The sequence below is a fragment of the Streptomyces sp. NPDC017529 genome (genome assembly GCF_044329785.1).
Taxonomy (GTDB): Bacteria; Actinomycetota; Actinomycetes; order Streptomycetales; family Streptomycetaceae; genus Streptomyces.
Genome location: NZ_JBIRJY010000029.1, coordinates 1 through 24,934, shown reverse-complemented (window position 1 = coordinate 24,934; position 24,934 = coordinate 1). Strand labels below are relative to the sequence as shown.

Genomic DNA, 24,934 nt, shown 5'->3' with positions numbered 1-24,934 from the left:
TACCTGTCCACTTGGCGTACGCGCCGATCGACGGTAACGATTGCGCATCGTGAACGAAACATCAGCTTTACCGGTTCAGCTGTCGCTGTCATAGTTCCGGCATCCCACCGAAGACATGAACCGGACCCCCGGAAGGAGTTGGGCCCATGGGGAGGAAGACGCTTGCCTGCGCACTCGTCGCCACGGCGGCGCTGGCCGTCGCGGGCTGCGGCGGCGTAGGCGCGCCCTCGGGCGAAACCGCGACAGCCCCCTCGGACCCGAACGCTGTATCGGGCCGCATCACGGTCCTGACGCACCGCACCGACCTCGTCCAGAACGGCGTACTGAAGCGGTACGCGGCCGAGTTCCACCGGGCCTACCCCAAGGCCGAGGTCGAGTTCGAGGGCATCACCGACTACGAAGGCGAAGTCAGGATCCGGATGAACACGGAGGACTATGGGGACGTCCTGATGATCCCCTCCGCGATCGCCAAGGAGAACTACCCCAAATTCTTTGCCCCCTTGGGGAACACCACGGCGATGAGCAAGCAGTACCGCTTCACCGGCAGGACGGACGTCGGCGGCAAGACGTACGGCATCGCCACCTTCGGCTCCGCCAACGGGTTCGCCTACAACAAGGCCGTCTGGCAGAAGGCCGGGGTGACCGAATGGCCCACCAGCCCGGCGGAGTTCCTCGCCGCACTGCGTACGGTGCAGGCCAGGACGGGCGCGGTGCCGTACTACACCAACTTCAAGGACGGCTGGCCGCTCGGTACGCCCTGGTCCAACAGCGTCGGCTCGGTCAGCTGTGACGCGAAGGCCGGCGACGTGCTGGCCACCGCCACCCGCCCCTGGTCCCCCGGCAGCGACCTCGGCGTCATCGACTCCCTGCTGTACGACATCGTCCACGGCGGCCTTGCCGAAAAGGACCCGACCACCACCAACTGGGAGAACTCCAAGAATCTCCTCGCCAAAGGGCAGGTCGGCAGCATGCTGCTCGGCTCCTGGGCAATCTCGCAGCTGCGGGACGCCGCCACGAAGGCAGGCATGAACCCGGACGTCATCGGGTTCATGCCGTTCCCCGCGCAGAAGGGCGGAAAGTTCTGCGCCATGCTGCTCTCCGACTACCAGCAAGCGGTGAACGTCCACTCACCACACAAGGAAGCCGCCCGCGCCTGGATCGACTGGTTCACCGAGAAGTCGGGCTACGCACAGTCGCAGGGGGCGGTGTCCGCCCTCCGGTCCGTACCGCTGCCGTCGAATCTCCAACCGTACGTTGACAACGATGTCAAGCTGGTGGAGCGCTCCGAAGCGAGAACCGCGCAGGTCAATGCCATCGACGACGCCTCCGAGATCGGACTCGCCAAGCAGGACTACCGTCAAAAGATCGTCGACCTCGCCCGCGGTGCTCAACCGGGCAGTCTCCACGACTACTTCGCGGACCTCGACCGCCGCTGGGTCGAAGCCTCCCGGAGCGTTCGCCCATGACGAGACCGCGTCCGCAGCCCGGTCCGTCCCCCTCGGGCCCGGCGTACTACGCGGCCACCGCCCTCCCGGACGACGAAAGGCCGAGGCCCGCATGATGACCGATACCACCGGCGGGACACCGACGCCCGCCGCCGAAGCAGCCGACGCCGTCTCCCCGCACCGGCAGACATGCCGCTCCCCCGCCGCCGCACCGCGCTCCTGGCACTCACACCCCTGGCGGCGGGCCACCCCCTGGCTCTTCCTCGCCGTACCCCTGGCGCTGCTGGTCACGTTCACTTACGTCCCCGTGGGCAACATGATCTACTTCAGCTTCACCGACTGGGACGGCATCAGCCCGGAACGCAACTTCACCGGCGCGGACAACTACCAACAGCTGATCACCCGGCCCGAACTGTTCCGCGTGTTCCTCGTCAGCCTCTACTACCTCGCCGCCTCCACGGTGCAGATCGCGGCGGCGCTGTACTTCGCCACGATCCTCAGCTTCGACCTGCGCCTACGGAACCTCTTCAAGGGCATCCTCTTCTTCCCCTACCTGATCAACGGCGTCGCCATCGGCTTCGTCTTCCTCTACTTCTTCCAGGACGGCGGCACCCTCGACTCGGTCCTGGCCTGGTTCGGCGCCGACAGCGGACACGCCTGGCTCGGCGACCCCGAGTCGGCCAACGCCTCGCTCGCCGGGGTGTCCGTATGGCGCTTCACGGGGCTCAACTTCGTCCTGTTCCTGGGCGCCATCCAGTCGGTTCCCGGTGAGCTGTACGAGGCGGCGCAGCTCGACGGGGCGAGCAGATGGCAGCAGTTCCGGTACATCATCGCGCCGGGCATCAGGCCCGTTCTCACCCTGAGCGTCCTTCTGGCGGTCTCCGGCTCGCTCGCCGTCTTCGAGATCCCGTACATCATGACCGGCGGCGCGACCGGCACCTCGACCTTCGTCATCCAGACGGTCAAGCTCGCCTTCCAGTTCAACAAAACGGGCCTGGCATCGGCGGCGGCCGTCGTACTGCTCACGATCATCGTGCTGATCACCTGGGTCCAGCGCCGGCTCGTACCCGACGAAAAGGCGGACCCCGTATGACCATGCCCCGCACCGCGGCCGCGCTCCGCACCCCGGCCTCCCCCGGCCCCCGGCGCCCGCGCCTCGGCACCGGCCTGACCTACCTCTCCCTGATCGCCGCCGCTGCGGTGGTGCTGATCCCGCTTACTGTGGTCTTCCTGACCTCGCTCAAAACCTCCCGCGAGGTCACCGCCGGCGGCGCGCTGACCCTGCCGCACGACTGGCTCAACCTCTCCAACTACGCCACGGCCTTCAACGACGGCCATCTGCTCACGGCCCTCGGCAACACGGTCTTCATCCTGGCCTTTTCGATCACTGGCACCGTCGTGATCGGCTCCATGGCCGCCTACGCCATCGACCGGTTCGACTTCCGGGCCAAGAAACCGGTCCTGGCACTCTTCCTGGTCGCCACCCTCGTACCCGGCGTCACGACCCAGGTCGCCACCTTCCAGGTCGTCAACAGCTTCGGTCTGTTCAACACCCGGTGGGCCCCGGTGCTGCTCTACATGGGCACCGACATCGTCTCGGTCTACATCTTCCTGCAGTTCATCAGGTCCATCCCGGTTTCACTGGACGAGGCCGCGCGACTGGACGGGGCGAACGCCTTCACCATCTACCGCAAGATAATCCTCCCACTGCTCAAACCGGCCATCGCGACCGTCGTCATCATCAAAGGCATCACGGTCTACAACGACTTCTACATTCCCTTCCTCTACATGCCGTCCGAAAACCTCGGCACGATGTCCACCGCCCTGTTCCGCTTCAAAGGCCCATTCGGAGCGCACTGGGAAACCATCTCCGCCGGGACCGTCCTCGTCATCGTTCCCACCCTGCTCGCCTTTCTCTTCCTGCAGCGGTACATCTACAACGGGGTCGCCGAAGGCGCCACCAAGTGACCTGGAGCCGGCCCGCTGACTTCCCCGCTGCGACCTGCGCTGCGCCGGGGCAGGACTTACCTCCTGCTCGGACCGGGAACCGGGGCACGCTCGCCAGGCCATTGGCACAGATCAGGCTGGCCCATTCCGCCGACTTTCTTCCTCATGTCGCATTCCTCTGGGCGATGTGCGCTGCGTCAGCTGGGTGCTGGCTCCAGAGTGAAGGTGGTGCCGCAGATGTCGCACGCGAAACGGCCGTTGAGCCCGTCAATGGCGCTTTGGCACTGCGGGCACGACGACGAGGTGAAGTAAATCGCCGGGACCACGACAGCGTCGTTCTGTGGGTCGGGAGCGGGCTCGGTCATCCGGACGCCCCAGAGTTGCAGGACCAGCGGCCGTCAGACCCCCGGATCACCTCGGCACCACCCCGGTGACAGTGCATGGTGTCCTCTCCGCCGGCGGGAGCAAGCGCTCCCTGTACGGCGAGTACACCCACAACAACATCACGAAACCAGCGGAAGCCCCGTCACAAGCGCGCAGCGCACGGGATGGTCACGGGCCGACGGCAAGAACGCAGCGTCAGCAGACGCTGAGCTGGGGTGGGCGCCCTGGCGGCGGTGGCGGCCCCGGCCGTACTCGTTCCGCGGGGACCGGGGCCTGTCCCGCGCGCTCCACACCGGCGCGGACCGAAGCGGAGTTAAGCGTTCCCAGGACGCTGCGGCGGCTGGTGACTCGGGGAGGCGGCCCAGGCGTTCGGGTTCCGGAGCCTACGGCTGCGTTTCGCGGCCGGCCTGGGCGCGATTCGGCTGACGGTTCCCGCGGCCGACGGCCGGAGGGGTGCGCAGCCGTAGGCGCTCGCCCTGAGGCCCGAACATGATCAGGTACTCAACAGGCCCGCCGGAACCGGCGTTCACCACCCCATGCGGGGTGCGGGTGTCGAACTCGGCGACGTCCCCGGCAGCCAGGACGAGGTCTTGGTCGCCGAGCCCGAGCCACAGCCGCCCGTACAGAACGCACAGCCACTCGTAGCCCTCGTGGGAGACCTGCCGCGGCCGTGCGGGCGGGCCTTCGACAGCGGGCAGGACGTGCTTGTGGGCGTGCAGGCCGCCGACGTACCGGGTCAACGGCAGCACCGCCTTGTCATCCCTGAAGCTCAGCGGCGCCGTAGCGCGCGGCTCGGCCGTGGGGGCGGGAGCGGTGCCGGCCAGTTCGTCCAGGGAGACGCCGTACTCCTTCGACAGCTGCAGCAGCACCTCCAGGGTGGGCTTGCGCCGACCGGTCTCGATCCGGGACAGCGTGCTGGTCGAGATGCCGGTCGCGCAGCTGACACCGGCGAGCGTCGCGCCGTGGTCCTCGCGCGCGGCCCGCAACCGGGGCCCCATCGCGGCCAGCGTGCCGTCCACGTCGTCGACTGCCATCTTTCCCGCTCCTTCTTGCCGTGCCGCTCAACCGCCCTGTCCTGCGAGCTTGCCAGAATGGCAAGGCTGTTCGCGTCGGGTGGGTGCCGCGCCGCATGATCGATGGGTAGCCGCGTCCGCCCGCGATCCGAGGAGAAGCCCATGCAGCCCGAGCCGACCGCCGAGCTCCGCCACCGCACCGTCGAGGCTCCGGCCGGGCGCCTGCACCTGGTCGAACAGGGCACCGGCCCGCTGGTCCTACTCGTCCACGGCTTCCCCGAGTCCTGGTACTCCTGGCGCCGCCAGCTTCCGGCCCTCGCCGCGGCCGGCCACCGGGCGGTGGCGATCGACGTGCGCGGTTACGGCCGCTCCTCCAAACCGGAGGCGACCGACGCCTACCGGATGCTCGACCTGGTGGAGGACAACGTCGCCGTCGTGCGCGCCCTCGGTGAGGAGAGCGCGGTGGTCGTCGGCCACGACTGGGGCTCCAACATCGCCGCCGCCTCGGCCCTGCTCCGCCCCGAGGTCTTCCGCGCCGTCGGCCTGCTGAGCGTCCCCTACGCGCCGCCCGGCGGCCCGCGCCCCACCGACATCTTCGGCCAGATCGGCGGCCCCAAGCAGGAGTTCTACGTCTCCTACTTCCAGGAGCCCGGCCGCGCCGAGGCGGAGATCGAGCCCGACGTCCGAGGCTGGCTCGCGGGCTTCTACGCGGCCCTGTCCGCCGACACCATGCCCGCCCAGGGCGAGCCCGACCCGCACTTCGTCGCCCGCGGCGGCGGCCGGCTGCGCGACCGCTTCCCCACGGGGGCCCTCCCGGCCTGGCTGAGCGAGGACGACCTCGACGTCTACGCCGGGGAGTTCGAGCGCACCGGCCTGACCAGCGCCCTCAACCGCTACCGCAACATGGACCGCGACTGGGAAGACCTCGCCCCGCACCGCGGAGCCCCGATCAAGCAGCCGTCCCTGTTCATCGGCGGCGCCCTGGACGCCTCCACCACCTGGATGTCCGACGCCATCGACGCCTACCCCACCACCCTCCCCGGCCTGTCGGCCTCCCACCTCTTGGACGGCTGCGGCCACTGGATCCAGCAGGAGCGCCCCGACGAGGTCAACCGCCTACTGACCGACTGGCTCGCCACCCTCCAGAGCTGAACCAGGCGGGCTACCTGGGCAGCTTGGCGGTGCGTTCGGGGTGGGCGACGGTGACGTAGAGCATGGCGGTCTGCTCGGTGATGCCGAACAACCGCATCAGCCTGAGCGGGTCGGCGCCTTCGGCTGCTTGGTGGGTGAGCTCTCCTCCAGGTAGAGGGTGTGCCGGAGCAGACCGCGCCGGACTTCGAGGGCACTCCGGGAGAGATCCAGGCCCGTGGTGAGCGATCCTGGGAACGATGCTCCGCTGCCGCAGACGGCGGCGGTAGACCCCGTGGCCGAGTCCACTCCGTCGCGGTGACCGCCGGTGAGCGACACCCGCAGCAGGGTCAGTGCGCCGTTCGGTCGCCCGGAACAGGTGGGCGGTAAGTGTTTGGCCGGAGTCGCGTCTGTTCAAGGAGAGCGGGGAGAGTTACGGTGGATACAGAGGCCCCAGCCCCCGGCCGCGCGAGAATCCGCCCGGAGGGACCGATTCTCCACAGATCACCACCCTGCCCACGAGTTCACGGAACTCGCTCAGCGTGGTGCCCGAGCTGCCGGTACTTCTGCCGCACGTCCGTGCGGCCCGCCGCCTGTCCACTGGGGCGTCACCGTAGGCAGCGTCCGGCCCTGTCGTAGTCCGTGAGCACAGCCGGCCCGTTGGGGCCGGCGAGATTGGCTGTATGAGTTCTGACATCCCGCTACACCCGGTTCTGCCGCCGCCCCAGCGTAAGGAAGGCAGTGACTTCGCCCGGCTCTCCAAGAAGATCGTGGAGGCCGGCCTCTTGGAACGGCGGCCGGCCTACTACGCGGTGCGGGTCGCCTCGGTGGCCGCGCTCTACGCCGTCGGCTGGGCCGCTTTCGTCCTGGTCGGCGACAGCTGGTGGAGCCTGGCCGTGGCCGCGTTCCTGGCCTTGGTCTTCGGCCAGGTCGCACTCGTCACACACGATGTGGCCCACCGTCAGGTGTTCCGGCTGCGCCGGGCCAGTGAACGCTCCGGCCGGGGGGCTGCGAATCTGGGCATCGGTATGGGCTACGGCTGGTGGCAGGACAAGCACACCCGCCACCACGCCAACCCCAACCATGAAGAACTGGACCCGGACATCGTCCCGGACCTGCTGGTCTGGTCCCAGACGCAGGCACGCGCCGCCACCGGGCTCCCCCGGCTGCTCGGCCGCGCCCAGGCGTTCCTGTTCTTCCCGCTGATCCTCCTGGAAGCCTTCAACCTGCACGTGGCCGGCGTCAAGGCACTGACCAACCGCTCGCTCAAGCGCCGGGGCCTCGAAGGAACCCTGTTGTTCGCGCACTTCGCGCTCTACCTGACGGCGCTGTTCGTGGCACTCCCGCCCGGCATGGCGGTGGCCTTCCTGGCGGTCCACCAGTGTCTGTTCGGCGTCTACCTGGGCTCCACCTTCGCTCCCAACCACAAGGGCATGCCCACCCTGAGCGGCACCGAACGCCTCGATTTCCTGCGCCGTCAGGTCCTCACCTCCCGCAACGTACGCGGCGGCTGGTTCACCGACATCGCACTGGGCGGCCTGAACTACCAGATCGAACACCACCTGTTCCCGAACATGCCCAGCCCGCACCTGCGCAAGGCTCAGCCCATCGTTCGCCGGTACTGCCAGGAGGCGGGCATCGACTACCTGGAGACCGGCCTGTTCGCCTCCTACCGGCAGGTCCTCAAGAGCCTGCACCACGCCGGCACCCCGATCCGCCAGGAGGTCCGGACCGTCCCTGACCCGCCTACCGGATAGTGGCGACTTTGTCGTCCGGCGCCGCCATCAACAGCGGGCCGGACTTCACAGCCCCAGACATCCAGAACGGGCGCGAATCAGTGGGAACGTTCCCAGCCTGCATGGGCAAGGCGATGGCCGGTACTCGGGGTGTACGGCGTCGTCCTGACCGTTGGAACATGAAAGCCGGTGGACCACAAGGAGGTGGCTTCGCATGACGGAGCCGATCAGCCCGAGCACGCACAAACTCGCTGAGCCCCGCCGCCCGGACAACGCGACGACACCATCCGCGCGGACCGGCTCCGCCCAGCTGTCCTCGCCACGGGGCAAGACCACCATCGCGGACGGAGTGGTGGAGAAGATCGCCGGGATGGCCGCCCGCGAAGTGCCCGGCATCCACGCACTGGGCGGCGGCCTCGCCCGTACCTTCGGTGCGATGCGCGACAAAGTCCCCGGCGGCGGCTCGAACCTCAGCCGCGGGGTCAAGGTCGAAGTCGGTGAACGGCAGACAGCCATCGACCTGGACGTGGTCGTCGAGTACGGGGCCGGCATCCCCACCATCGCCGCCGACGTCCGCAGCAACGTGACAACAGCCCTGGAACAGATGACCGGCCTGGAAGTCGTCGAGGTCAACATCTCCGTCAACGACGTCCACCTGCCCGACGACGACACCACGGAAGACGCCGAAGGCCGGGTCCACTGACAACCGGCGTAGCTCCGCTGCGGGGAAACGTTCCGCTAGAAGGTAGACCCGAAGGCCTCCCAACTGCGCGACTCCGCGACTCCGCGTCAGACAGGTGCCGGCTGCGGCTCCTGCTGGAAGGCCCGTTACGCGATCCGCGGCGGCGCCCCCAACGAGTTCGCCTACGGACGCGGCATGCGCCAGTGCCGCTGCCGGGGGCAGTCGAAAGCCCACCTGCAACACGTGTTTACGGCGATCACCGTGAACGTCGAGCGCCTCAGCGGTCTGCATCGACCGAATCCCCCACGGGCACCGACCGCCTTCCAGACCTTCCGAGGTCGCCGGCAGAGTCAACTTGTCGGAAGTTCTCGTCCCGCAGGCGCAGGCAGTGCGGTGCTGCGGAGCGCGGCCGCTGAACGGACGAATGACGCAATCGCCGGTGAGTGGCTGCTTGGCACCCTCTGGAATCGACATGCACTTCGACCGCACCGGGGACTCCCCCAGCGGCACATTCACAGCTCCGAGCGGTTCCCGGATACGGGGTCACCGATGACGACGACCAGGCGAGTATCGGCGTCGATGACGACCCAGAAGTTGGTGGTAGCGGTAGTCGAGCGGGGCGAGTTGGCGTGTCGTCAGGTTCGTGCGCCAGTACGCGGCGACCAGCAGATCATCAAGGCGCGTTCGTTCCTGCGACGGGTGTTTGTTACCAGCAGGTCGAGAGTGGCGCCAGTTGACAGTGGTTTCGTCGGCGAAGCGGGGGCGGGGGCAGGTACGAGGGCGTGGCCACCGGTCCTGTGGTCAGGCGTCGACGAGGCACCACACTTCGACGGCGACGGCGTAGGCCCCAGGACGAGACCTTTGCCCGGACGGCGATGGCTGATCAGCGGCAGCGCGTTCCACGCGTGCTTCCCGATCCGCACACCGGCTTGGCTGCGGTCAGGTAGCGAGTTGTGCCGGGTGGTGTCCTTGGCTGTCGTTGCCCCTCGTCAGCCAGCCCCATGAGCCTGGTAGAGGATTCCCGGACTCACCCGGTCAGGGGTATATCGCTGCGCGGCAGCGGGTGGCGGCAAGGACACTGCAAATGGCGTCACCTCTCCGTTCATACGGCCAGAGTGACCAGCGAAATGCGCAGCCGATACGATCCGCGCCGCGCCGCCTCCTCCGAAAGGTAGACCTGATGGCCATACCGCGAACAGCCCTCACCGCCGCCGCCCTCGTCCTGGCGGCAGCCTTCTCGCCGACCGTCACCGCAGAAGCTGCCGCGCCCGGCAACGACAGAGCAGTGGGTGACTGGTGCCTCACCAACAATCTGGGCACCGACGAAATCGTCAGCAAGCGCTGCAACTCCGACGACGGCGGACAGCACTGGGAGCACCACAACTACAACACGAACCGGATGACCGGCATGTGGCGCCTGGTGAAGGCGCCGGACTGGTGTCTCGCCAACGTGCTGGGCACCACCAAGATCCAGACCAAGAAGTGCAGTGAAGGCGACCGCGGACAGCAGTGGCACGGCCTGTCGGATCGCCACTCGAAGACCATGCCCATGATCCACTCCAATACGACGTGTCTGGCCAACAATCTGGGCTCCGCCAAAATCCTCACCAAGGGGTGCAACTACATCGACTCGTCACAACAGTGGAAGAAGCACAACGGCGACATGATCAGTTTGGACGTTTGAACGGGCGCCATGCCTCACGTAGGCGCACCCTCGCGACGTCGGGTGTGCCCAGCACGGCATGCCTGCCCCGCCGACGGGCCGGCGCATCCAGCGTCGGAGTGAATCTGGGCCGATGCGCTTTCGGAGCAGGCCGGGATGGCAGAGGGGGCCTTTCAGAATGCTCTGCGGGCGAGGTTCATGCTTGCGGCGCGGTCCTCCGCGGCGGCCCCGGACGGGCGGCACGGTGTCGATCAGCGGCAGAAGCTGGGTGACGTCGTTGCGGCGGCTGCCGGTGAGCGCGACCCGCAGCAGAGTGCCGCCACTGTCGGTCAGCACGTCGCTCGTACCGCACGGTGAGGCGGCGGTAGACGCAGACACAGCAGATCGCCCTCTCGGTCATCCAGCGGTGTCGGCCGAGGCACTCGCCGGACTCGGTGGGCCGCAGCCGGATCGAGCCGTACGCCGAGGACGGCGACCGTCGTGCGGACCGGGTCCTGTGGGGGCCGGTTCTGTAGCGGTTCCAGCCCCGTATGGAACAGCTCTTCGCCCACATCGACGCACTGGCCGTACGACACGGCGCGGTCGTGGTGGACCTCTTCTCCTCCCGTCCGCTGGCCGCCCCGGATGTGGGCCGAGGACCGGCTCCACCCGAACAAGGCGGGGTACGAGCGGGTGGCCGAGGCCGTCTGGCAGGCGCTCGGCTTCCCCGCCGACTCCGACCGGGACGCGCCGCTGCCCACCGAAGCGCCCCGACCTGCTGCCGCACACGAACTGGTCGGGCCCCAAGCAGCTTGTGGCGATCAGCGCTACCAGGGAGAGGTGCCGGCCGTGGGTGTCGTCGTAGACGGGGATCTCTGAGGTGGCTTCCTCTTCGGTGATCTGGCACATGATGTCGGGTATCTGCCGAAACCCGGCGGCCATCCGATTCCGGACTTCCGGAGTGAGTGGGGTGTCGGACAACGCGGTGGCCGCTTCCAGGAAGCGTGTGACCGCCTGCTGGGTCCGACGGGAACGGGGAGATTCTCCGGCCCGGTGCGCGGCGAGGAGTTCCTCCTTCAGCGGGGCACCGCTCACGTGCATGAAGTCTTGAAACGGCGCAGTCGCCTGGGCTCGGGTCCCCGGTGGACATCCAGGTTCTCGCCCACGTCGTGCCAGAAGTCGTCGATAATGTGTTCCCGTTCCTCGTCGGTCATTGAGACGAGCTTGTGCATCAGGTCGGCCTGAGCGGTCGTGCCACCCTGTTTGATCAGGGTCCTGAGCACCGCCCGTCTGGCCCGCAGGGTGCGCTCCTGGCGTTCGACGACCTCCAGGTGCGTGGTAAGCAGGCCGTGCAGGGTCGTGCCGCCGTCCAGCAGGCGGCGGATCTCGCCCAGGTCGGTGTCCAGCTCGCGCAGGGTGCGGACGAGTTCCAGCCGGGCGATGGCGTCGATGTCGTACATCCGGTGGCCAGTCCCGTTCAGGCCCGTGGCTCGATGATCCCAACGTCGGAGTAGAACCGGACGGCACTCACGCTCAGACCGCTGCGACGCGCGGCGTCTCCGATGGGGTACAGCTCGTGGTCGTTCATGGGGGCCACTGTGGTATCTCAAGCCGCTTGAGACGCAACCCGAGACCCAACGGGGCTGACACCACGGGGGGGGAGCGGCTGGTCTTCGGTGCTGGTAAGGCGGTGTCACCCGCGCAAATAGCAGCATCCGTCGGCTCTACAGGCTGGCGCGCCGTTGCCGGGCCGCTCGCATCGGCCCGTGTTCTGGCCTCAGCGCCGTCAGCCACGGGTACGGCCACCGGAGGCGAAGGGCCGCCAGACTGTTTTCCGCGCCCGTCTTGGTGTTACGCGTACAAGGCGGCAACCACCGCGCGAAGGTACGCACCGAACCTGGAGGCCAGCCATGACCACTGCGGTCAAGGACATGCTCGACACCTACCCCGCCGACCTCGGCGGCGTGGACCGCGAGAAACTCGTCCGCTGTATCGAGGAGTGCATCGCCTGCGCACAGGCGTGCACCGCCTGCGCGGACGCCTGCCTGTCCGAGAAGACGGTGGGCGAACTGACCAAATGCATCCGCACCGATGCCGACTGCGCCGACATCTGCAACGCCACCGCCGCCGTGCTCTCCCGTCACACCGGTTACGACGCGAACATCACCCGCGCGGTCCTCCAGGCGTGCGCGACGGCCTGCAAAGCCTGCGCCGACGAGTGCGAACGCCACGCCGGACAGCACGACCACTGCCGTGTGTGCGCCGAAGCCTGCCGCCGCTGCGAACAGGCCTGCAACGACCTCATCACCTCCCTGGACTGACCACGCCGACCGCCCGCAGCGACCCAGGGCCCGGCGACCGCGCCTCGCACCTCATGAACAACTCGGCACCGCCGTGCCCCGCTGCGACAGCCGGCTCCGCCCCGCCGTCGACACAACGCCACGCCCGACGGCGGGTTCCGGCTCCCGCCTGGCCGCCGGGATCATCTTCGACCAGGGCGGTCGCCGCCACCCACGCCGTCCTGACAGGCCGCTCCCTCATCCTGTCGCCAGACTCGGAGTACGCGGACATGCCACAAAGAGGCGCTGTCGTCAGGCAGCCGGCAGGACAGGCCGACCACGGCCGAATGGCTGGCGCTGGCACGGTCGGCAAGGCTCCGAGAGCGGTCCAGGAGGAGATCGACGGTGTGCCGGGAGTGCTCGGCGGTGATGTCGTCGGCCCCGGTGAGCCCGGCGGTGTGGGCGGCCAGAAACACCGGGACGCACTCGATGGCGTCGCGTACGTACCCGGTGGCAGCGACGCCGTCGGTCAGGCTGCCGGCGCGAAGGCCGTGATGGCGCCGACGAGGTCGGCCGGGGCTTCCAACGGGATCAGGTGACCGGTGTGCGGGATCACCATGAAGTCGGCTTGGGAGAGATAAGGCACCAGGTGGTGACGGAGCACGTCGGCGGGCTCGACCTGATCGTTCTCTCCGGCGACCACGAGGGCGGGAACGCTGACCATGCGCGTGTGCTCGGTGATGTCCTGCGCGATGCCGCGCAGCGGCCACTCGGTGCGGGCGGCTTCGGTCACGGTTCGCGAATCGGTCACGATCTGTGCCTTGACCGGAGCGGGCAGCTCGGTCGCGGTGAGGATGTGATCCCGCGCCCCGGCTACGGATTCGGTGGAGTCGTAGGCGTGGGAGAGGGCTTCCTGGTACTCGGGGGTGATCTGTGCGGCGGGCTTCGCCGGGCCGGAGCCGACGAGGACGATGCCGCGCAGGCCGGCGGGCCGGGTGGCCGCGACCAGTTGTGCGACCTTGCCTCCCATCGAATGCCCCACCAGGACATAGTCGATGACCCCCGCGTCGGCGAGCACGGCGAGCGTGTCGTCGGCGAGCTGACCGAGCATGTAGGGGCCGGGCAGAGCGCTCGACCGGCTCCACCCGCGGAAGTCGACTGTGAGCACGGCACGGCCGGCGAGGCGGTCGACGACGAAATCCCAGGTGCGGGCGGAACCGCCCCAGTAGTGCAGGAACACCAGGGTCAGCCCGATCCCGGGCCGGTGGTCGTAAGTGGGCAGAAGCGTCTGCTGCGGCGTGTTCATGTTGGTTCTTCCGGTCAGCGTTATGGGCGATTTCCCTGTGGGTTCATTGGAACTTCCGCACCCAGGCGGGGCATCGGCGTGACTGGTCGCCCGATGGTGGAAACTGGACACGTGCGTGTGATCCGGCAGATGACCTACCAGCCCGCGGGGCGCCGCGCCGCCGCGGTCGAGACAATGACGTTCGAGCGCCTGCGCGAGCTGAACGACGGCGGCACGCAGCGCGCCGACTTCCATGTCCTCGCCGTCGTCGACACCGGACACGGCTCGGTCACGGTGGATTTCCTCCACCACCCGCTCAAGGAGCAGTCCGCGGTATGGATCCCACCCGGCGCGGTACACCAGTGGGACGACATCGCCGGTGTGGCGGGACACCTCGTGCTGTTCGTGCCGACCGCGCCCGTCACCCACGCCACCCGGGAACTCGTTGCCTCCCCGGACCTCGTCGCGCACTGGAGTATCCCCAACGCCGACTGGCCCTTCATCGACGCGGCGCGAGACCATCTCCTCCTCGAAGCGTCCGCTCCACCCGAGAACTTCTCGACGGGGCTGCCCCAGATCCTGCTCTCCGCACTCATCGCCCGGCTGCGGCCACCCCACTCCGAAGCACGGTCCCGCCACCCGCTGTTCCTGACGTTCCGCTCCAGCGTCGAAGCGCACTTCCGGGAACACCACGACGCCGGCTACTACGCCCGTGCTCTGGGGTACGCGCCCCGCGCCCTCTCACGAGCGGTGCAGCAGGCCACCGGCCGCACCGCGAAGGCGTACATCGTCGACCGGATCGTCCTGGAAGCCAAACGACTCCTCGCGCACGACCGCCTCACCGCGGCTCGCTGCGCCGCCACGCTCGGCTTTCCCGACGCATCCAACTTCTCGGTGTTCTTCCGAAAGGCGACAGGCATGCGCCCGGGTGCGTGGCAGGCGGCGGTAGCCGTCGAGTAGAAGGTGCACTCGCCTCGCTGCTTCGGCGCCACCGTGTCTGTCTGCGCGGCCTCTTAGACTTAGCTACTCCTAACGCAACGTGGGGCGCAGGCGTCGCCGGCAGATGAGTGAGCAGGCAGGCGGAGCGGCCAGCCTCCGGGCCGTCATTGGCGTCCGGGTCAAGCAGGTGCGATATACCGTCCCGGCCGGCGCGCACGGGAGTGCGGAGCGTCGCGCGGTCCTCGGCGCCAGGTGTTCATGAGCCGTCGGCGCTCAGCCGGACTCTCCGTCCCGCACGCCATCCCGGAAGGTGGGCCACTCCGTCGGTGTGAACCGCAGGTCACTCTTCGTGGCTGTTCTTCTTCCATGAAGCGCCGCTCGCGTCCAGCTGTACAGCTTCTCCTTCTGCCTTTCCTCCTCATCCCTTTTCAGGTCGCACTCGCATAGGCCAAACGGGTGGTGACGGCGGCTGAAGTTCATCGGGGAGAAGGCGCGGGCAATTGCCTACTGCGGCTCGGTCGCGATCTGGATCAGGTTGCCGCAGGTGTCGTCGAAGACGGCGGTGGTAACGGGGCCCATCTCCAGGGGCTCCTGGGTGAAGTGGACGCCGAGGCTGCGCAGGCGCTCGTACTCCGCTTTCACATCGTCGACGGCGAACTGGGCGAGCGGGATGCCGTCCTTGACGAGCGTGTCACGGTAGGTCTTGACGGCCGGGTGGCTGGCGGGCTCAAGGAGGAGTTCGGTGCCGCCGGGCTCGTCGGGCGAGACGACGGTCAGCCACCGGTCCTTCTCGCCCACGGGGACGTCGTGCTTCTTCACGAAGCCGAGGAGCTCGGTGTAGAAGTGCTCGGCCTTGGCTTGGTCGTCGACGAAGACGCTGGTCAGGTGGATTTTCATGGGGTGCTCTCCTCTGGTCCGGAGGTGTCGGGCACGAGCCATCGCTCGGTGATCTGCCGCAGGGGGACTGTGTTCAGGTCGTGGAACTTGTAGCGGCCCTCCCGCCTGGTCTCGACGAGCCCGGCGGTCTCCAGCACGGCGAGGTGCTGGGAGACCGCCTGGCGCGTGATGCCGAGCTGGTGCTTCATGCTCAGCCGCGAGCAGATCTCGAACAGTGTCTGTCCGGACTTCTCTGCGAGCTCGTCGAGGATGGTACGGCGAGTGGGGTCGGCCAAGGCTTTGAAAAGGTCGGCGGCCACGACCACAACATAGGCAAACATTCACTTGCCTATCAAGTCGAGGTGCGTCGCGCCCCGAGTCGGCCCACCACTCAGCTGCTTCCACGAGCACAGGGCACCCGCCCTGCGCAACGCTATCGGGCGCGAGAGCCGTGAGTTTCCGTTGCTTCCCGGCAGCCGGTGGCCTACGGTCCCGATCATGCTGCCTCCGGTAGAAACGGACGAAGAGTGGGACGCGGTCCTCTCCGACGAGACGGTGATGCGCCCCGGTGCGGAGGACCTCTGTGCACGCCTCGGTCTCGCCGACGCACCGCTGACTCGTTTCCCGGACGGGTCGCAGCCGGTCTACGCGGTGGGCGACGAGCACGTGCTCAAGCTGTTCCCCGGAGCCGCCGCCCAAGACGGCGTTGCCGAAGGTCGTGTCCTCATCCACGTCCAGGGACGGCTGCCGGTACCGACACCACAGGTACGCGGCTTCGGCCCGTACGAGAACGGCTGGCAGTACGTCCTGATGTCCCGGCTCCGCGGCGAGAGCCTCGCCCGTGCCTGGGACCACGTGCCGCCGGGCCACCGTGAACGGCTCGTCACCGAGATCGGTGAAACCCTGGCCGTGCTGCACTCACTCGACCCCGATCCCCTCGGGGACGTCCTCGGCCCCGGAGACTGGGGCGCCTTCCTGGAGCGCCAAGGTGCCGATACCGTGGCGCAGCAGCGCGCCCACGGACTGTCGGCCGCCTGGCTGGAGCAGATACCGGACTTCCTCGCCTCGGTCCCGCTGCCGAGCGACCCGCGCCCTTCCCTGCTGCACACCGAGGTCATGCGGCAGCACTTCCTGATCGATCCCGACGGATGGCGGCTGACCGGGCTCTTCGACTTCGAACCGGCCATGATCGGTGACCGCGCATACGACTTCGTAGGCGTCGGCCTGTTCGTCACCCGGGGGGATCCGGATCTGCTGGCCCGTCTCGCCGGGGCGTACGGCCGCACCTTCGAGCCGTCCGAACTACTCGCGTACACGTTGCTACACGTGTACAGCAACCTCCCTTGGTACATGCGCGAACTACGCGCACCTGCCGAAGGAACGCTGCTTTCGCTCGCAGAGGCATGGTTCGGCACGGCGTTCTGAACTGCCCGTGTCTGACACCGGCGAGGCCGAGCTGCTGGGCGTGCTGTGCCGCTGGTGGCTGCGGGTTCGCCTGTACGCCGACCCGCTGCCGGACGACGCCCGTACGGACATCGAGGCCGGGACCGCTCCCGGGCCGGCGCCGCGCTGCGCCAGGCCGCCGCCGACCGCGAAGCGAGCTCCGGTGAGTGATCATCCCCATACCGGAAACGGTCCGATACCGGCACCGGAGCAAAAAAGGCGCTACCTCGGCGACGAGAGTGAACAACGAATGCGGCAAACGCGCCAGTGGCCTCTCCGCGGAACAAAACTCCGCGGAAGAGAGGAGGGTGGAGCCAGGGACCGGCTCTGGTCCCCCGGGATCGGAGGTGTTCTCTTGGGCGTCTCATACGACCGGCTACAGAACATCGAAGCCATCGTGCAGGCCGTTCACGACGGCCACGACTGGCGCATCGGCGTTCTGCTCGACCGGTTCGTATCCCACGCCGACCTCCCCGCGCTGCTGGCCCTGAGAGAGGCCCTGGAAGACGGGCTGTCGAACCGGCCTCGCCCCGGATGAGCGGCAGCACCCGGAAAATGTGCTCGGTCCTCCGCAGGAGGGGGACCGAGCACTCTCGCACCCGGCTCGGTCCCGGCCTGTCCACCTTGTCGCAGGCCAAGGCCGGCTCCGCTCCTCAAGCGGGAAAGATTCCGGCGGCGGCGAAGATCTCCTCGGCCGATGCGCTGTTGCCGTCCTGGACAGCCATGGCCATGGCTGCGCGTGCGGCGGACGCGTCGGCCTGTGGTGGGAGCATCAGAAAGGAGAAGATGTCCTGCCGCCCGCGGGTGACGAGCATCGTGCCGTCGCCGACCTCGGACCAGTCGATACGGATCAGGTGACCGTCGACGACCAAGTGGTGCGGGTGCGCGTCCCAGGCACTCGCATCCAGTCCGAGACGTGCGAGGGAACCCAGCCGCTCGGTCAGCACGCGCATCAAGCCGGGCAGTTCGGTTTCGAGATCCCGGGATCTCGGCCACCACGCGCCGTCGAAGGTCCCGTCGCGGCGAGGAGTCGTCTCCATCCTCAGTACGGCCACCCCTGGGCCCGCCTGATGGGCTCGGGCGCCGTCCGGCAACATCACGGGCAGCAGAGGATCAACGGTCATGGCGCACCGTCCGCGCTTGAGTGCGGCAGCAGTTGCTGAGGCGTCCATGGCCGGAAGGCCCGTTTGCCGATCACCGGCGGACCGAGAGTGTTCGTGGTCATCACGCGACCTCGCCCGGGGCGGCCCCGGTGTGGTGCTTCGCCGAGAACGACACGGGCAACGGAGCCCGCGTACGAGGAGCCCTCGGTGTCACCAGCCTACTCTTGAACCACCGATTCCCTGGTCAGCTCGCTGCCCAGGGAACCAGCCGTCGGCAGTCGTGGTCGGCACTGCCCGGGAGAGTACGCTGGTGGTACCGAGAGCATTTCCTGACCGGCTTCCTTGCCGGTATCTCTCTCGGTTCCAAGCACCGGGCCGGGCACGCCAGGTCCGGGGACGGGTCGACACCATGACGGTGATCACCGAACGACCCCCGCCGGCCGCGCCGGACGTCAGCCCTTCCGGCCATCCGCCGGTCCGGCTCTCTCTCAAGCCCTCGGGCTCGCAGACCGGGTTGCTCGACGGCGCCTGGTGGCCACGCTCGCGTGACCTCGCACGTGAGCTTCCCGCCCTCACCGAACGGCTGGAACCGCTGTGGGGCCGCATCACGCGCATCACGGTCAACCCGACGCACTGGCCGGTCGTGCCACGCGCTATCCCTACCAACGGCCGTGTGATCAAGGTGGGTTGGTTCGCCGACGAGCAGGACCCGCATCAACTCCTGTTGCTCTCCTACCGCGTAGGGCGCTGGGACCTGCTGATCGTCCCTCCGGAGACCGGCGCGGCCGCCGCAGCACGGCTCATGGACGCCGCTTCGGATCCGCACACCGCCCGAACGGGCAGCGAACTCATGGGGGCCGAGTCGGCCCGTCACCTCGCGGCCGAGGCGGACACGCCGGGCCGCACCGAGACATGGGAAGCGGAGGGCGGCGCCACCGCCGCACCCGCTTCCACGCTCGACGGGAGGTGACGCGGCCATGGGCACCGGCCTCACCGTCACCGTCATACTCGCGATGATCGCTCTGGGAGCATTCGTGATCCATCTTCTGAACGCCCAGCACGACGAACGGATCGCGCTGCACCGATACAGCCGCCGCCTTCCGGACCGCCACGCTTCCCGCAGCCCGGCCCGTCCGCAGCCGGTCACCGCCGCCCCTCCCCCCGTTCACACCCGCCGGGACCACAGGGACGGAGGCCGCGGACGCCTGCGCCCGCGGCGCAGGACCACCGGCTCCTTCAAGGGCCGGAGGTCCTGACAGGGAGAACAGCGCGCCGCGGCGGGCCTGTGACCGGGCCTGCCGTGCCGTTCGCGCACGGCCCGGCCGGGCCCACGGCTCGTGCGCTGTCGTGCCCTCGACCGCTTCCCCGGCCTTGACCGCCCCGTTACCGCCGTACCCGAACTCCTCTCGGCCGTACGGATTTCGATGCCTCTCCCCGCTCCCGGACCGCTGGGCCCGGGGCTACCCTCACATCAGGACGTCGACGTTCCAGACCCCGACGGCGCGTTGCTGCTGAGCGCACATACCTGCCGGGACCTCGGCCCGAACCGCCCTGTCCCGGCCCGGTCGCCCGGAACCGGAGGCGCCATGTCCCTGCCCGACCTGAACGTTTACCGGCACGACAAGCGAAGCCGTACGCTGATCACTTTGGCCGGTGAGATCGACTTGGCGACGGCACCTTTGGTCAGCGCGTCCCTGCGGGAGTGCCTGTACGGCGGGATGCGCGTCATCGACGTCGACCTGACTGCCGTCACCTTCTGTGACGTGAGCGGCCTCAACGCCTTCCTGCACGCCGCCGCGCAGGCCACGCGGAAAGGCGGAATCCTGCGACTGCACTACCCGCCGCTCGCTCTGCTACGCATCCTCTCGCACAGTGACTCCGCCCTGCTGCTGAGCGGCGTTCCCGCGAGTCACCGCGAGAGCGCGCCGGCACCATGGCCCGCTCCCCTTTCGGCAGGCGCACCGTGACGGGCACCGGCCCCGGGCCAGGCCAGGAGCGGCCCGCCCCGGAGGCGGTCCGCCTGCGCCGCCTGCACCGCTGGCAGGCCGAGGCACTCCGGGAGGACCTGGCGGACCTGTACGTGGAGTCTGCGGAGGCCGCGTCCGGCGAGACCTACCGCCGTAGGGAGGATTTCCTTCGCCGCCTCGCGGACTCCGTGCGGCGCCCGGGCTTTTCCCTACTGGTCGCCGAGACGCCCACCCTGGCAGGCTGCGCCTTCGGCTTCCCCGTCGCACGCGACGGGGCTTGGTGGACCGGCTTCGAGGGCGGTCTCCCCCGGTCCGTCGAGCAGTTGACCTCCTCCGGGCACACCTTCGCCGTCACGGAGATCGTGGTCCACCCGCACGAACACGCTTCCGGCCTCGCCCGGCGGCTGCAAACACAGCTGCTTGCGGACAACCACGCCTCGCTCGGCGCGACTTTGGTGGATCAGGCCGACCACGCCGCCCACAGTGCCTTTCGGGCGTGGGGTTGGCAGGACATCGGGCAGGTCCGCAGGCCGTCCGGCCCCGCGGCGCTGCGAGCACTGGTGCTCCCCCTGGGGGAGCGCCACGGCCTCGCGCACGACGCCCGTACGCAGCGTCCCGAGTAACCCGGAGCGAGGTGGGCGCATGCCGGACGACGAACAGGGCGGGGAGCCCGGAGCCGCCTCCGAGGGCAGCCGGGAACGGGAAGCGCGACGTATCGCGGCGGTACGCCGTTACGACATCCTGGGTATCCCGCCGGACGGGGCGTTCGACCGGATCGCCGCGCTGGCCGGACGTCTCTTCGACGCCCCGATGGCGACGGTGACGATTGTCGACTCCGACCGGGTCTGGTTCAAGGCCGCCTATGGGCTGGAAGGCGCTACCCAGACCGGCCGGGAGGCATGCCTGAGCACCTCGGCGATCCTCTCCGACACTCCCCTGGTCATCCCCGACACCCATCGCGATGCCCTGACCCGCGCGCACCCGATGGTGGCCGGCCCGGCCGGCATCCGCTTCTATGCCGCCGCACCGATCACCACTCCCGACGGCCACCGGCTCGGCGCCGTCGACGTCCTGGACACCCGGCCCCGCCGGATCAGACCCGAGCAGGCCGCCGCGCTGACCGACCTGGCCACGCTGGTCATGGACCAACTGGAACTGCGGCTGTCCGCGCTGCGCATGCTGCGCAGGGAACGCGAACTGCTGGAGGTCGCACGCGCGGCACGCGACCGGGCCGAGCAGGACCAGGCCCGGACCGCCGCATTCGCCGCTGCCCTGCAGAGTTCCCTGCTGCCGCCGGCCCTCCCCCACGTGCCGGGCCTCCAGGCAGCCTGCCACTACACGACTGCCTCCATCCACGACATCGGCGGCGACTTCTACGACATCTTCCCCCTCGGCACCGACCGGTGGGCCTTCTGCCTCGGTGACGTGAGCGGCAGAGGTACGACGGCGGCCGCGCTCACCTCCATGATCCGCCACAACCTCCGCTGCACAGCGCTGCTGGAGCCCGACCCTCACACCGTGCTGGAGACGCTCAACTCGGCCCTGCTGGCGGACCCGGCCGCCGACGTCCACCTGTGCACCCTGATCTTCGGCACCTTTGTCCCCGACCCCGCCGGCGGGTTCGTCATCACCCTGGCCGGTGGCGGCCACCCTCCCGCGTACCACCTGCGTCCGGCCCGCCGGGGGCTGCGCGCCCGTGCCGAGCCGATGCACTTGTCCGGCGGCATGCTTCTCGGTGTACTCGCCGAAGCCCCGATCGCCTCCCGAACCTTTCGCCTGGCACCGGGCGAGGCACTCCTGCTCCACAGCGACGGCCTCACCGCCTCGCGCACCTCCCACGGCGCCGAATTCGACGAGAAAAGCCTGGCGGCACACCTCACCCACCACGCGGCCACCAGTACGGCACCCCATGCAGCCGCCATCATCGAAGACCTCACCGCCCTGCTGGCCACCTTCCCCGTCGGCCCGGCGGACGACGTGGCCCTTCTCGCGCTCAGCGCCACCCTCCCGGGGGCCGACGGAACCGCCGCCGGCGCGTCGGGCACCACCCACACCAGCGGCCCCCGCCCACAGGACCGCGCATGATCTCGCCACCGGACGAGGCCGCGGTCCATCTCCCGCAACCCACAACCACCGAAGCGACAGTCGCCACACCACGAGACGAGGACCACCATGAACATGGGACAAGCCATCAGGAACACAGCACAGACAGCCAAAGGCAGGATCAAGGAGGCCATCGGCCGAACCACCCATGACAGGCAGACACAGCGCGAAGGCAGGGCGGACCGCTCGATGGGGAACCTGAAGCAAGCCGCCGCCAAGGCCAGGAAGGCATTCAAGCGCTGACCGGTGGGTGCGGTGAGGCCCCGAAAAATCGCTCCCGCGCCGCGATCACGTTGTCGCGCGCATCGGCGGGTGCAGCGGAAGGCGGAACTCATTCTCCTTGCGGCGGGAGGAGAGTACGCCCAACGCCCAGAGCCACCAGGCTCATGCAGCGCTTCCCCGCTGGTCGCCCTGCGCCTGATCGGCGTGCTTCCGGACGCGCGCCTCGTACCGGCGTACGCGCTCGGTCAGGGACAGTGGGGTCTCGTCCAGGCCGTTGGCGGACCCGCTGGCCAGCCGGGCACACACGCCCCGGCAGGCCAGCGTGGGCCCATCAGCGCTGCGGGAGACCACCAGGGCGTCCGCGGTCGGTGCGCTCCGGTAGTCGATGCCGCAGATAACGCAGGTCAGACCGAAGAGCATCTCTTCGGTCGGTGCCGAGCGGCTGTTGCAGCGGCTGTAGATGGAGGATTGTGAATACATCGGTCCCACGTCCTCGGGAGCCGACGGGCCCCCAGGCTTGTCGTTCGCCGAGAGCGACACCGAAAGGAATGACGGCATACGAGATACGCCCGGTACTGCCACCGTACTCCGGTACACGACCGGCGCCTCGCCACCCGCTCCGACCGGCAGGTCCGGCCGGAGCGGTCGATGACGCCGGCGCCCGGTCACCGCGCGCCGCGTGGCTCACTTGCGGCAGTGGTCGAGGCGGGCGGGGATGGGCCAGCGGACGTCGGTGGCCCAGCCGAGGCGTTCGAAGAGGCGGATGACGGCGGCGGTCGGGTCGAGCTGGCCGCGGTCGACGCCGTGGCGGGCGCAGGTGGGGTCGGCGTGGTGGAGGTTGTGCCAGCTCTCGCCGAAGGAGATCAGGGCCAGTGGCCACAGATTGGTGGCGCGGTCGTGGCGGCGGGTACGGAACGGGCGGCTGCCCACCATGTGGCACAGCGAGTTCACGCTCCACGTCACGTGCTGGAGCAGGGCGACGCGTACCAGCCCGGCCCACAGCAGTGCCGTGAGCGCGCCGTTCAGGGTGCCGCCGACGGCCCAGCCGATGGCGAACGGCAGCGCGAGGCTGAGGACGCACAGAGCGGGAAAGGCGCGGGAGACGGTACGCAGCCCGCGGTCGGCGAGCAGGTCGGGAGCGTAGCGTTCGGCGGGGGCCGAGACGCTGGTTTCGCGGTGGAAGAGCCAGCCGACGTGGGCGTGGGCCAGGCCGCGGAGTTGCCCGCGCAGGCTGGTGCCGTAGCGGAACGGTGAGTGGGGATCGCCGGGGCGGTCGGTGAAGGCGTGGTGGCGCCGGTGGGTGGCGACCCAGCCGATGACGTCACCCTGGAAGCTCATCGAGCCGGCCACCCCCAAAGCCAGGCGCAGCGGCCGGGTGGCGGTGAAGCTGCGGTGGGTCAGGCCCCGGTGGAATCCGGCGGTGACGCCCAGGCCGGTGACGACGTAGAAGGTGAGGGCGATGAGGATGTCGGCCGGGCCGAGCAGTCGTCCCCACAGCAGCCATCCGGCCAGGACCACGGCCAGCAGGGGAAACGCCACGATGGTCCCCGTCAGAACCATCTGGAGGCGTTGGGCGCCGGTACGGGGAGCGGGATGCCCGGGGGACGGGAAGGGGGAGGTCCCGTCATAGGCGGGTGGGCTCCCGGGCCGTTCGGGTGGTGCCTGGGGTGCGGTGGTCGTGGTCATGCGTGGCTCCTCGGCCTGGTCGGAGGGTTCCGGTGCGGCCGGGGGCTCGGGCCTGCGAGACAGGGGGTTTCAGAATGGCGGGAGGAGACGTCCTGCGCCGCCGCGGGGCCTTCAGTCGACCGTGGTGTGCGTGCCGTGGCCCGCTGCGCCGAATTGCCGTCCGCCTCCCCCGCCTGTGCGGGAGGCGTTGGCCATGAGGCGGCCGGCCCGCTCCGCCGGGGTGTCGGGCGGTATGACGAGCAGGTCACATCGTCCGGTGCCGAGGGAGAGCAGGCATACGGTGTGCCGGTGCCCCATGCCGATGGACCGGCTGATGTGGATCACCCGACGGCCGAGCACCAGGCGGTGGGGGCCGGTGTTCCACATCAAGTTGTCGACGGTGACCCGGGTGATACGGCCCCAGCGGGGGGCCAACGCATCCAGCAGGGGCGGAAGTTCGGTGGCGAGGTGGCGGGTGCGCGGCCACCACGCGCCGTCGATGCGGTGCAAGCCGGTGCCCTGGGGGAGGAGAGCGAACCGGGCGGGAAGGGACCGTTGAGGGGCGGTCGGGGGCACGCCGGTGGTGGTCATGGGGTCAGCCTGTCTCCGGACGGTTCGTCCGGGGTGGTGGGTGCGGTCCGCCGCGGGACGGCGTTCGCGAGTTCGTCGTGGTGGGGCCGGCCGGCGACCGGCCACGGTCGTGGCGGCTCCACGGCACCGGAAGTGCGGGTGGTGTCGACCGTGAGGTGGAGCCTGGTACCGCCGTCGGGCGCTTCGGCGGGATAACTGCGCTGCTCGGCGGCGGCATAGTGGTCGCGCAGCGTCTGGGCGACGAGACGGGCCGCTTCGGGTGACGCCGCCACGATGCGGACCTCGGCGTGGCCCGGCCCGGGCGACGGCTCCTCGGCCGCCGTGGCGGCCGTCGGCCGTGGGGTGGTGCGCTCGGGGCGGTCGGACAGCGGGCGTCGATATGTCATGAGTGTCCTACCTTTCAAGCGTGGTTGCTCTGGTCATTCGTAAGATCGGAGGGCCCAGGGGCTCTGGGCATGGCTGTCATGGTTTCGACCCAGTTGAT

At 69.1% G+C, this 24,934-nt stretch carries 27 protein-coding genes and 2 pseudogenes; 17 read left to right on the top strand and 12 right to left on the bottom strand.

Annotated elements, in window-relative coordinates; genetic code table 11:
- The first annotated feature begins 146 nt into the window (after nt 1–146).
- The 3 genes from ACH4K4_RS36010 (at nt 147) to ACH4K4_RS36000 (ending at nt 3,413) form a co-directional block, all read left to right on the top strand.
- Nucleotides 147–1,466 carry an ABC transporter substrate-binding protein gene (locus ACH4K4_RS36010; protein WP_398173630.1) on the top strand — a complete coding sequence of 440 codons (1,320 nt, stop codon included), beginning with the start codon at nt 147–149 and terminating at the stop codon, nt 1,464–1,466.
- Nucleotides 1,467–1,560: 94 nt separating this feature from the next.
- Nucleotides 1,561–2,538 carry a carbohydrate ABC transporter permease gene (locus ACH4K4_RS36005; protein WP_398173696.1) on the top strand — a complete coding sequence of 326 codons (978 nt, stop codon included), beginning with the start codon at nt 1,561–1,563 and terminating at the stop codon, nt 2,536–2,538.
- Nucleotides 2,535–3,413 carry a carbohydrate ABC transporter permease gene (locus ACH4K4_RS36000; RefSeq protein WP_398173629.1) on the top strand — a complete coding sequence of 293 codons (879 nt, stop codon included), beginning with the start codon at nt 2,535–2,537 and terminating at the stop codon, nt 3,411–3,413. The genes ACH4K4_RS36005 and ACH4K4_RS36000 overlap by 4 nt, the downstream gene beginning before the upstream one ends.
- A gap of 746 nt (nt 3,414–4,159) precedes the next feature.
- Here the strand turns inward: ACH4K4_RS36000 and ACH4K4_RS35995 are convergent.
- Nucleotides 4,160–4,810 (bottom strand): helix-turn-helix domain-containing protein, encoded by a 651-nt coding sequence (locus tag ACH4K4_RS35995; RefSeq protein WP_398173627.1) that lies wholly within the window; start codon nt 4,808–4,810, stop codon nt 4,160–4,162.
- Nucleotides 4,811–4,951: 141 nt separating this feature from the next.
- On the opposite strand from ACH4K4_RS35995, the gene ACH4K4_RS35990 reads away from it, so the two are divergent.
- The 4 genes from ACH4K4_RS35990 to ACH4K4_RS35975 all read left to right on the top strand — a co-directional run bounded on the left by ACH4K4_RS35990 (nt 4,952) and on the right by ACH4K4_RS35975 (nt 10,019).
- The gene (locus ACH4K4_RS35990) at nt 4,952–5,941 is read left to right on the top strand and encodes an alpha/beta fold hydrolase (RefSeq protein ID WP_398173625.1); all 990 of its coding nucleotides are present in this window, start codon (nt 4,952–4,954) and stop codon (nt 5,939–5,941) included.
- Nucleotides 5,942–6,600: 659 nt separating this feature from the next.
- Nucleotides 6,601–7,674 carry a fatty acid desaturase family protein gene (locus tag ACH4K4_RS35985; RefSeq protein WP_398173623.1) on the top strand — a complete coding sequence of 358 codons (1,074 nt, stop codon included), beginning with the start codon at nt 6,601–6,603 and terminating at the stop codon, nt 7,672–7,674.
- A gap of 193 nt (nt 7,675–7,867) precedes the next feature.
- Nucleotides 7,868–8,356, top strand: coding sequence for an Asp23/Gls24 family envelope stress response protein (locus ACH4K4_RS35980; protein WP_398173621.1), 489 nt, complete (start codon nt 7,868–7,870; stop codon nt 8,354–8,356).
- A gap of 1,159 nt (nt 8,357–9,515) precedes the next feature.
- On the top strand, nt 9,516–10,019 hold the full coding sequence (locus ACH4K4_RS35975) for a ricin-type beta-trefoil lectin domain protein (RefSeq protein ID WP_398173619.1): 504 nt from the start codon (nt 9,516–9,518) through the stop codon (nt 10,017–10,019).
- Between the two features lie 180 nt (nt 10,020–10,199).
- Here ACH4K4_RS35975 and ACH4K4_RS35970 read toward each other — a convergent pair.
- A pseudogene (locus ACH4K4_RS35970) lies at nt 10,200–10,310 on the bottom strand (IS5/IS1182 family transposase); the annotation flags it as partial.
- Nucleotides 10,311–10,513: 203 nt separating this feature from the next.
- Here ACH4K4_RS35970 and ACH4K4_RS35965 point away from each other — a divergent pair.
- Nucleotides 10,514–10,748, top strand: a pseudogene (locus ACH4K4_RS35965) (SGNH/GDSL hydrolase family protein); the annotation flags it as partial.
- Between the two features lie 320 nt (nt 10,749–11,068).
- Here ACH4K4_RS35965 and ACH4K4_RS35960 read toward each other — a convergent pair.
- The gene (locus tag ACH4K4_RS35960; protein WP_398173694.1) at nt 11,069–11,458 is read right to left on the bottom strand and encodes a MerR family transcriptional regulator; all 390 of its coding nucleotides are present in this window, start codon (nt 11,456–11,458) and stop codon (nt 11,069–11,071) included.
- Nucleotides 11,455–11,565, bottom strand: coding sequence for a MerR family transcriptional regulator (locus ACH4K4_RS35955; protein WP_398173692.1), 111 nt, complete (start codon nt 11,563–11,565; stop codon nt 11,455–11,457). Before ACH4K4_RS35955 ends, ACH4K4_RS35960 begins: the two co-directional genes overlap by 4 nt.
- A gap of 322 nt (nt 11,566–11,887) precedes the next feature.
- On the opposite strand from ACH4K4_RS35955, the gene ACH4K4_RS35950 reads away from it, so the two are divergent.
- Nucleotides 11,888–12,298, top strand: coding sequence for a four-helix bundle copper-binding protein (locus ACH4K4_RS35950; RefSeq protein ID WP_398173617.1), 411 nt, complete (start codon nt 11,888–11,890; stop codon nt 12,296–12,298).
- 487 nt (nt 12,299–12,785) lie between these two features.
- Here the strand turns inward: ACH4K4_RS35950 and ACH4K4_RS35945 are convergent, their stop codons facing one another.
- Nucleotides 12,786–13,562: an alpha/beta fold hydrolase gene (locus ACH4K4_RS35945; RefSeq protein WP_398173615.1), complete on the bottom strand. Its 777-nt coding sequence runs from the start codon at nt 13,560–13,562 to the stop codon at nt 12,786–12,788.
- Between the two features lie 93 nt (nt 13,563–13,655).
- On the opposite strand from ACH4K4_RS35945, the gene ACH4K4_RS35940 reads away from it, so the two are divergent.
- Nucleotides 13,656–14,501 carry a helix-turn-helix domain-containing protein gene (locus tag ACH4K4_RS35940; protein WP_398173613.1) on the top strand — a complete coding sequence of 282 codons (846 nt, stop codon included), beginning with the start codon at nt 13,656–13,658 and terminating at the stop codon, nt 14,499–14,501.
- Nucleotides 14,502–14,984: 483 nt separating this feature from the next.
- On the opposite strand, the gene ACH4K4_RS35935 is transcribed toward ACH4K4_RS35940, so the two are convergent.
- Together ACH4K4_RS35935 and ACH4K4_RS35930 are read right to left on the bottom strand one after the other, a co-directional pair.
- A complete protein-coding gene (locus tag ACH4K4_RS35935; RefSeq protein ID WP_398173611.1) occupies nt 14,985–15,377 on the bottom strand; it encodes a VOC family protein in 393 nt (130 codons plus the stop codon).
- Nucleotides 15,374–15,676: an ArsR/SmtB family transcription factor gene (locus ACH4K4_RS35930; protein WP_398173609.1), complete on the bottom strand. Its 303-nt coding sequence runs from the start codon at nt 15,674–15,676 to the stop codon at nt 15,374–15,376. Before ACH4K4_RS35930 ends, ACH4K4_RS35935 begins: the two co-directional genes overlap by 4 nt.
- A 178-nt stretch (nt 15,677–15,854) precedes the next feature.
- Here ACH4K4_RS35930 and ACH4K4_RS35925 point away from each other — a divergent pair, with 178 nt between their 5' ends.
- Entirely contained in the window at nt 15,855–16,781 is a 927-nt protein-coding gene (locus ACH4K4_RS35925) for a phosphotransferase family protein (protein WP_398173607.1), read from the top strand.
- A 373-nt stretch (nt 16,782–17,154) separates the two neighbouring features.
- Nucleotides 17,155–17,337 (top strand): hypothetical protein, encoded by a 183-nt coding sequence (locus ACH4K4_RS35920; RefSeq protein WP_398173605.1) that lies wholly within the window; start codon nt 17,155–17,157, stop codon nt 17,335–17,337.
- 115 nt (nt 17,338–17,452) lie between these two features.
- Here ACH4K4_RS35920 and ACH4K4_RS35915 read toward each other — a convergent pair whose 3' ends face one another.
- On the bottom strand, nt 17,453–17,923 hold the full coding sequence (locus ACH4K4_RS35915; RefSeq protein ID WP_398173603.1) for a DUF5994 family protein: 471 nt from the start codon (nt 17,921–17,923) through the stop codon (nt 17,453–17,455).
- Nucleotides 17,924–18,311: 388 nt separating this feature from the next.
- On the opposite strand from ACH4K4_RS35915, the gene ACH4K4_RS35910 reads away from it, so the two are divergent.
- The 5 genes from ACH4K4_RS35910 to ACH4K4_RS35890 all read left to right on the top strand — a co-directional run bounded on the left by ACH4K4_RS35910 (nt 18,312) and on the right by ACH4K4_RS35890 (nt 22,215).
- Entirely contained in the window at nt 18,312–18,872 is a 561-nt protein-coding gene (locus tag ACH4K4_RS35910) for a DUF5994 family protein (protein WP_398173601.1), read from the top strand.
- A 616-nt stretch (nt 18,873–19,488) separates the two neighbouring features.
- Nucleotides 19,489–19,869: an STAS domain-containing protein gene (locus ACH4K4_RS35905; RefSeq protein ID WP_398173599.1), complete on the top strand. Its 381-nt coding sequence runs from the start codon at nt 19,489–19,491 to the stop codon at nt 19,867–19,869.
- On the top strand, nt 19,866–20,492 hold the full coding sequence (locus ACH4K4_RS35900; RefSeq protein ID WP_398173597.1) for a hypothetical protein: 627 nt from the start codon (nt 19,866–19,868) through the stop codon (nt 20,490–20,492). The genes ACH4K4_RS35905 and ACH4K4_RS35900 overlap by 4 nt, the downstream gene beginning before the upstream one ends.
- Nucleotides 20,493–20,511: 19 nt before the next feature.
- A complete protein-coding gene (locus ACH4K4_RS35895; RefSeq protein WP_398173595.1) occupies nt 20,512–21,954 on the top strand; it encodes a PP2C family protein-serine/threonine phosphatase in 1,443 nt (480 codons plus the stop codon).
- 93 nt (nt 21,955–22,047) lie between these two features.
- A complete protein-coding gene (locus ACH4K4_RS35890; protein ID WP_398173593.1) occupies nt 22,048–22,215 on the top strand; it encodes a CsbD family protein in 168 nt (55 codons plus the stop codon).
- Between the two features lie 141 nt (nt 22,216–22,356).
- Here the strand turns inward: ACH4K4_RS35890 and ACH4K4_RS35885 are convergent, their stop codons facing one another.
- The 4 genes from ACH4K4_RS35885 to ACH4K4_RS35870 form a co-directional block, all read right to left on the bottom strand.
- Entirely contained in the window at nt 22,357–22,674 is a 318-nt protein-coding gene (locus ACH4K4_RS35885) for a hypothetical protein (protein ID WP_398173591.1), read from the bottom strand.
- Nucleotides 22,675–22,878: 204 nt separating this feature from the next.
- Nucleotides 22,879–23,880, bottom strand: coding sequence for an acyl-CoA desaturase (locus ACH4K4_RS35880; protein WP_398173589.1), 1,002 nt, complete (start codon nt 23,878–23,880; stop codon nt 22,879–22,881).
- 111 nt (nt 23,881–23,991) lie between these two features.
- Entirely contained in the window at nt 23,992–24,450 is a 459-nt protein-coding gene (locus ACH4K4_RS35875; protein ID WP_398173587.1) for a DUF5994 family protein, read from the bottom strand.
- Nucleotides 24,447–24,836, bottom strand: a complete 390-nt coding sequence (locus ACH4K4_RS35870; RefSeq protein ID WP_398173585.1) for a hypothetical protein — start codon at nt 24,834–24,836, stop codon at nt 24,447–24,449. The genes ACH4K4_RS35875 and ACH4K4_RS35870 overlap by 4 nt, the downstream gene beginning before the upstream one ends.
- Nucleotides 24,837–24,934: the final 98 nt, after the last annotated feature.

What these genes read in the sequence shown, in the direction of transcription:
- ACH4K4_RS36010 (WP_398173630.1), top strand. Translation starts at nt 147, where the DNA reads ATGGGGAGGAAGACGCTTGCCTGCGCACTCGTCGCCACGGCGGCGCTG.
- ACH4K4_RS36005 (WP_398173696.1), top strand. Translation starts at nt 1,561, where the DNA reads ATGACCGATACCACCGGCGGGACACCGACGCCCGCCGCCGAAGCAGCC.
- ACH4K4_RS36000 (WP_398173629.1), top strand. Translation starts at nt 2,535, where the DNA reads ATGACCATGCCCCGCACCGCGGCCGCGCTCCGCACCCCGGCCTCCCCC.
- ACH4K4_RS35995 (WP_398173627.1), bottom strand. Translation starts at nt 4,810, where the DNA reads ATGGCAGTCGACGACGTGGACGGCACGCTGGCCGCGATGGGGCCCCGG.
- ACH4K4_RS35990 (WP_398173625.1), top strand. Translation starts at nt 4,952, where the DNA reads ATGCAGCCCGAGCCGACCGCCGAGCTCCGCCACCGCACCGTCGAGGCT.
- ACH4K4_RS35985 (WP_398173623.1), top strand. Translation starts at nt 6,601, where the DNA reads ATGAGTTCTGACATCCCGCTACACCCGGTTCTGCCGCCGCCCCAGCGT.
- ACH4K4_RS35980 (WP_398173621.1), top strand. Translation starts at nt 7,868, where the DNA reads ATGACGGAGCCGATCAGCCCGAGCACGCACAAACTCGCTGAGCCCCGC.
- ACH4K4_RS35975 (WP_398173619.1), top strand. Translation starts at nt 9,516, where the DNA reads ATGGCCATACCGCGAACAGCCCTCACCGCCGCCGCCCTCGTCCTGGCG.
- ACH4K4_RS35955 (WP_398173692.1), bottom strand. Translation starts at nt 11,565, where the DNA reads ATGAACGACCACGAGCTGTACCCCATCGGAGACGCCGCGCGTCGCAGC.
- ACH4K4_RS35950 (WP_398173617.1), top strand. Translation starts at nt 11,888, where the DNA reads ATGACCACTGCGGTCAAGGACATGCTCGACACCTACCCCGCCGACCTC.
- ACH4K4_RS35945 (WP_398173615.1), bottom strand. Translation starts at nt 13,562, where the DNA reads ATGAACACGCCGCAGCAGACGCTTCTGCCCACTTACGACCACCGGCCC.
- ACH4K4_RS35940 (WP_398173613.1), top strand. Translation starts at nt 13,656, where the DNA reads ATGGTGGAAACTGGACACGTGCGTGTGATCCGGCAGATGACCTACCAG.
- ACH4K4_RS35935 (WP_398173611.1), bottom strand. Translation starts at nt 15,377, where the DNA reads ATGAAAATCCACCTGACCAGCGTCTTCGTCGACGACCAAGCCAAGGCC.
- ACH4K4_RS35925 (WP_398173607.1), top strand. Translation starts at nt 15,855, where the DNA reads ATGCTGCCTCCGGTAGAAACGGACGAAGAGTGGGACGCGGTCCTCTCC.
- ACH4K4_RS35915 (WP_398173603.1), bottom strand. Translation starts at nt 17,923, where the DNA reads ATGACCGTTGATCCTCTGCTGCCCGTGATGTTGCCGGACGGCGCCCGA.
- ACH4K4_RS35910 (WP_398173601.1), top strand. Translation starts at nt 18,312, where the DNA reads ATGACGGTGATCACCGAACGACCCCCGCCGGCCGCGCCGGACGTCAGC.
- ACH4K4_RS35905 (WP_398173599.1), top strand. Translation starts at nt 19,489, where the DNA reads ATGTCCCTGCCCGACCTGAACGTTTACCGGCACGACAAGCGAAGCCGT.
- ACH4K4_RS35895 (WP_398173595.1), top strand. Translation starts at nt 20,512, where the DNA reads ATGCCGGACGACGAACAGGGCGGGGAGCCCGGAGCCGCCTCCGAGGGC.
- ACH4K4_RS35890 (WP_398173593.1), top strand. Translation starts at nt 22,048, where the DNA reads ATGGGACAAGCCATCAGGAACACAGCACAGACAGCCAAAGGCAGGATC.
- ACH4K4_RS35885 (WP_398173591.1), bottom strand. Translation starts at nt 22,674, where the DNA reads ATGTATTCACAATCCTCCATCTACAGCCGCTGCAACAGCCGCTCGGCA.
- ACH4K4_RS35880 (WP_398173589.1), bottom strand. Translation starts at nt 23,880, where the DNA reads ATGACCACGACCACCGCACCCCAGGCACCACCCGAACGGCCCGGGAGC.
- ACH4K4_RS35875 (WP_398173587.1), bottom strand. Translation starts at nt 24,450, where the DNA reads ATGACCACCACCGGCGTGCCCCCGACCGCCCCTCAACGGTCCCTTCCC.
- ACH4K4_RS35870 (WP_398173585.1), bottom strand. Translation starts at nt 24,836, where the DNA reads ATGACATATCGACGCCCGCTGTCCGACCGCCCCGAGCGCACCACCCCA.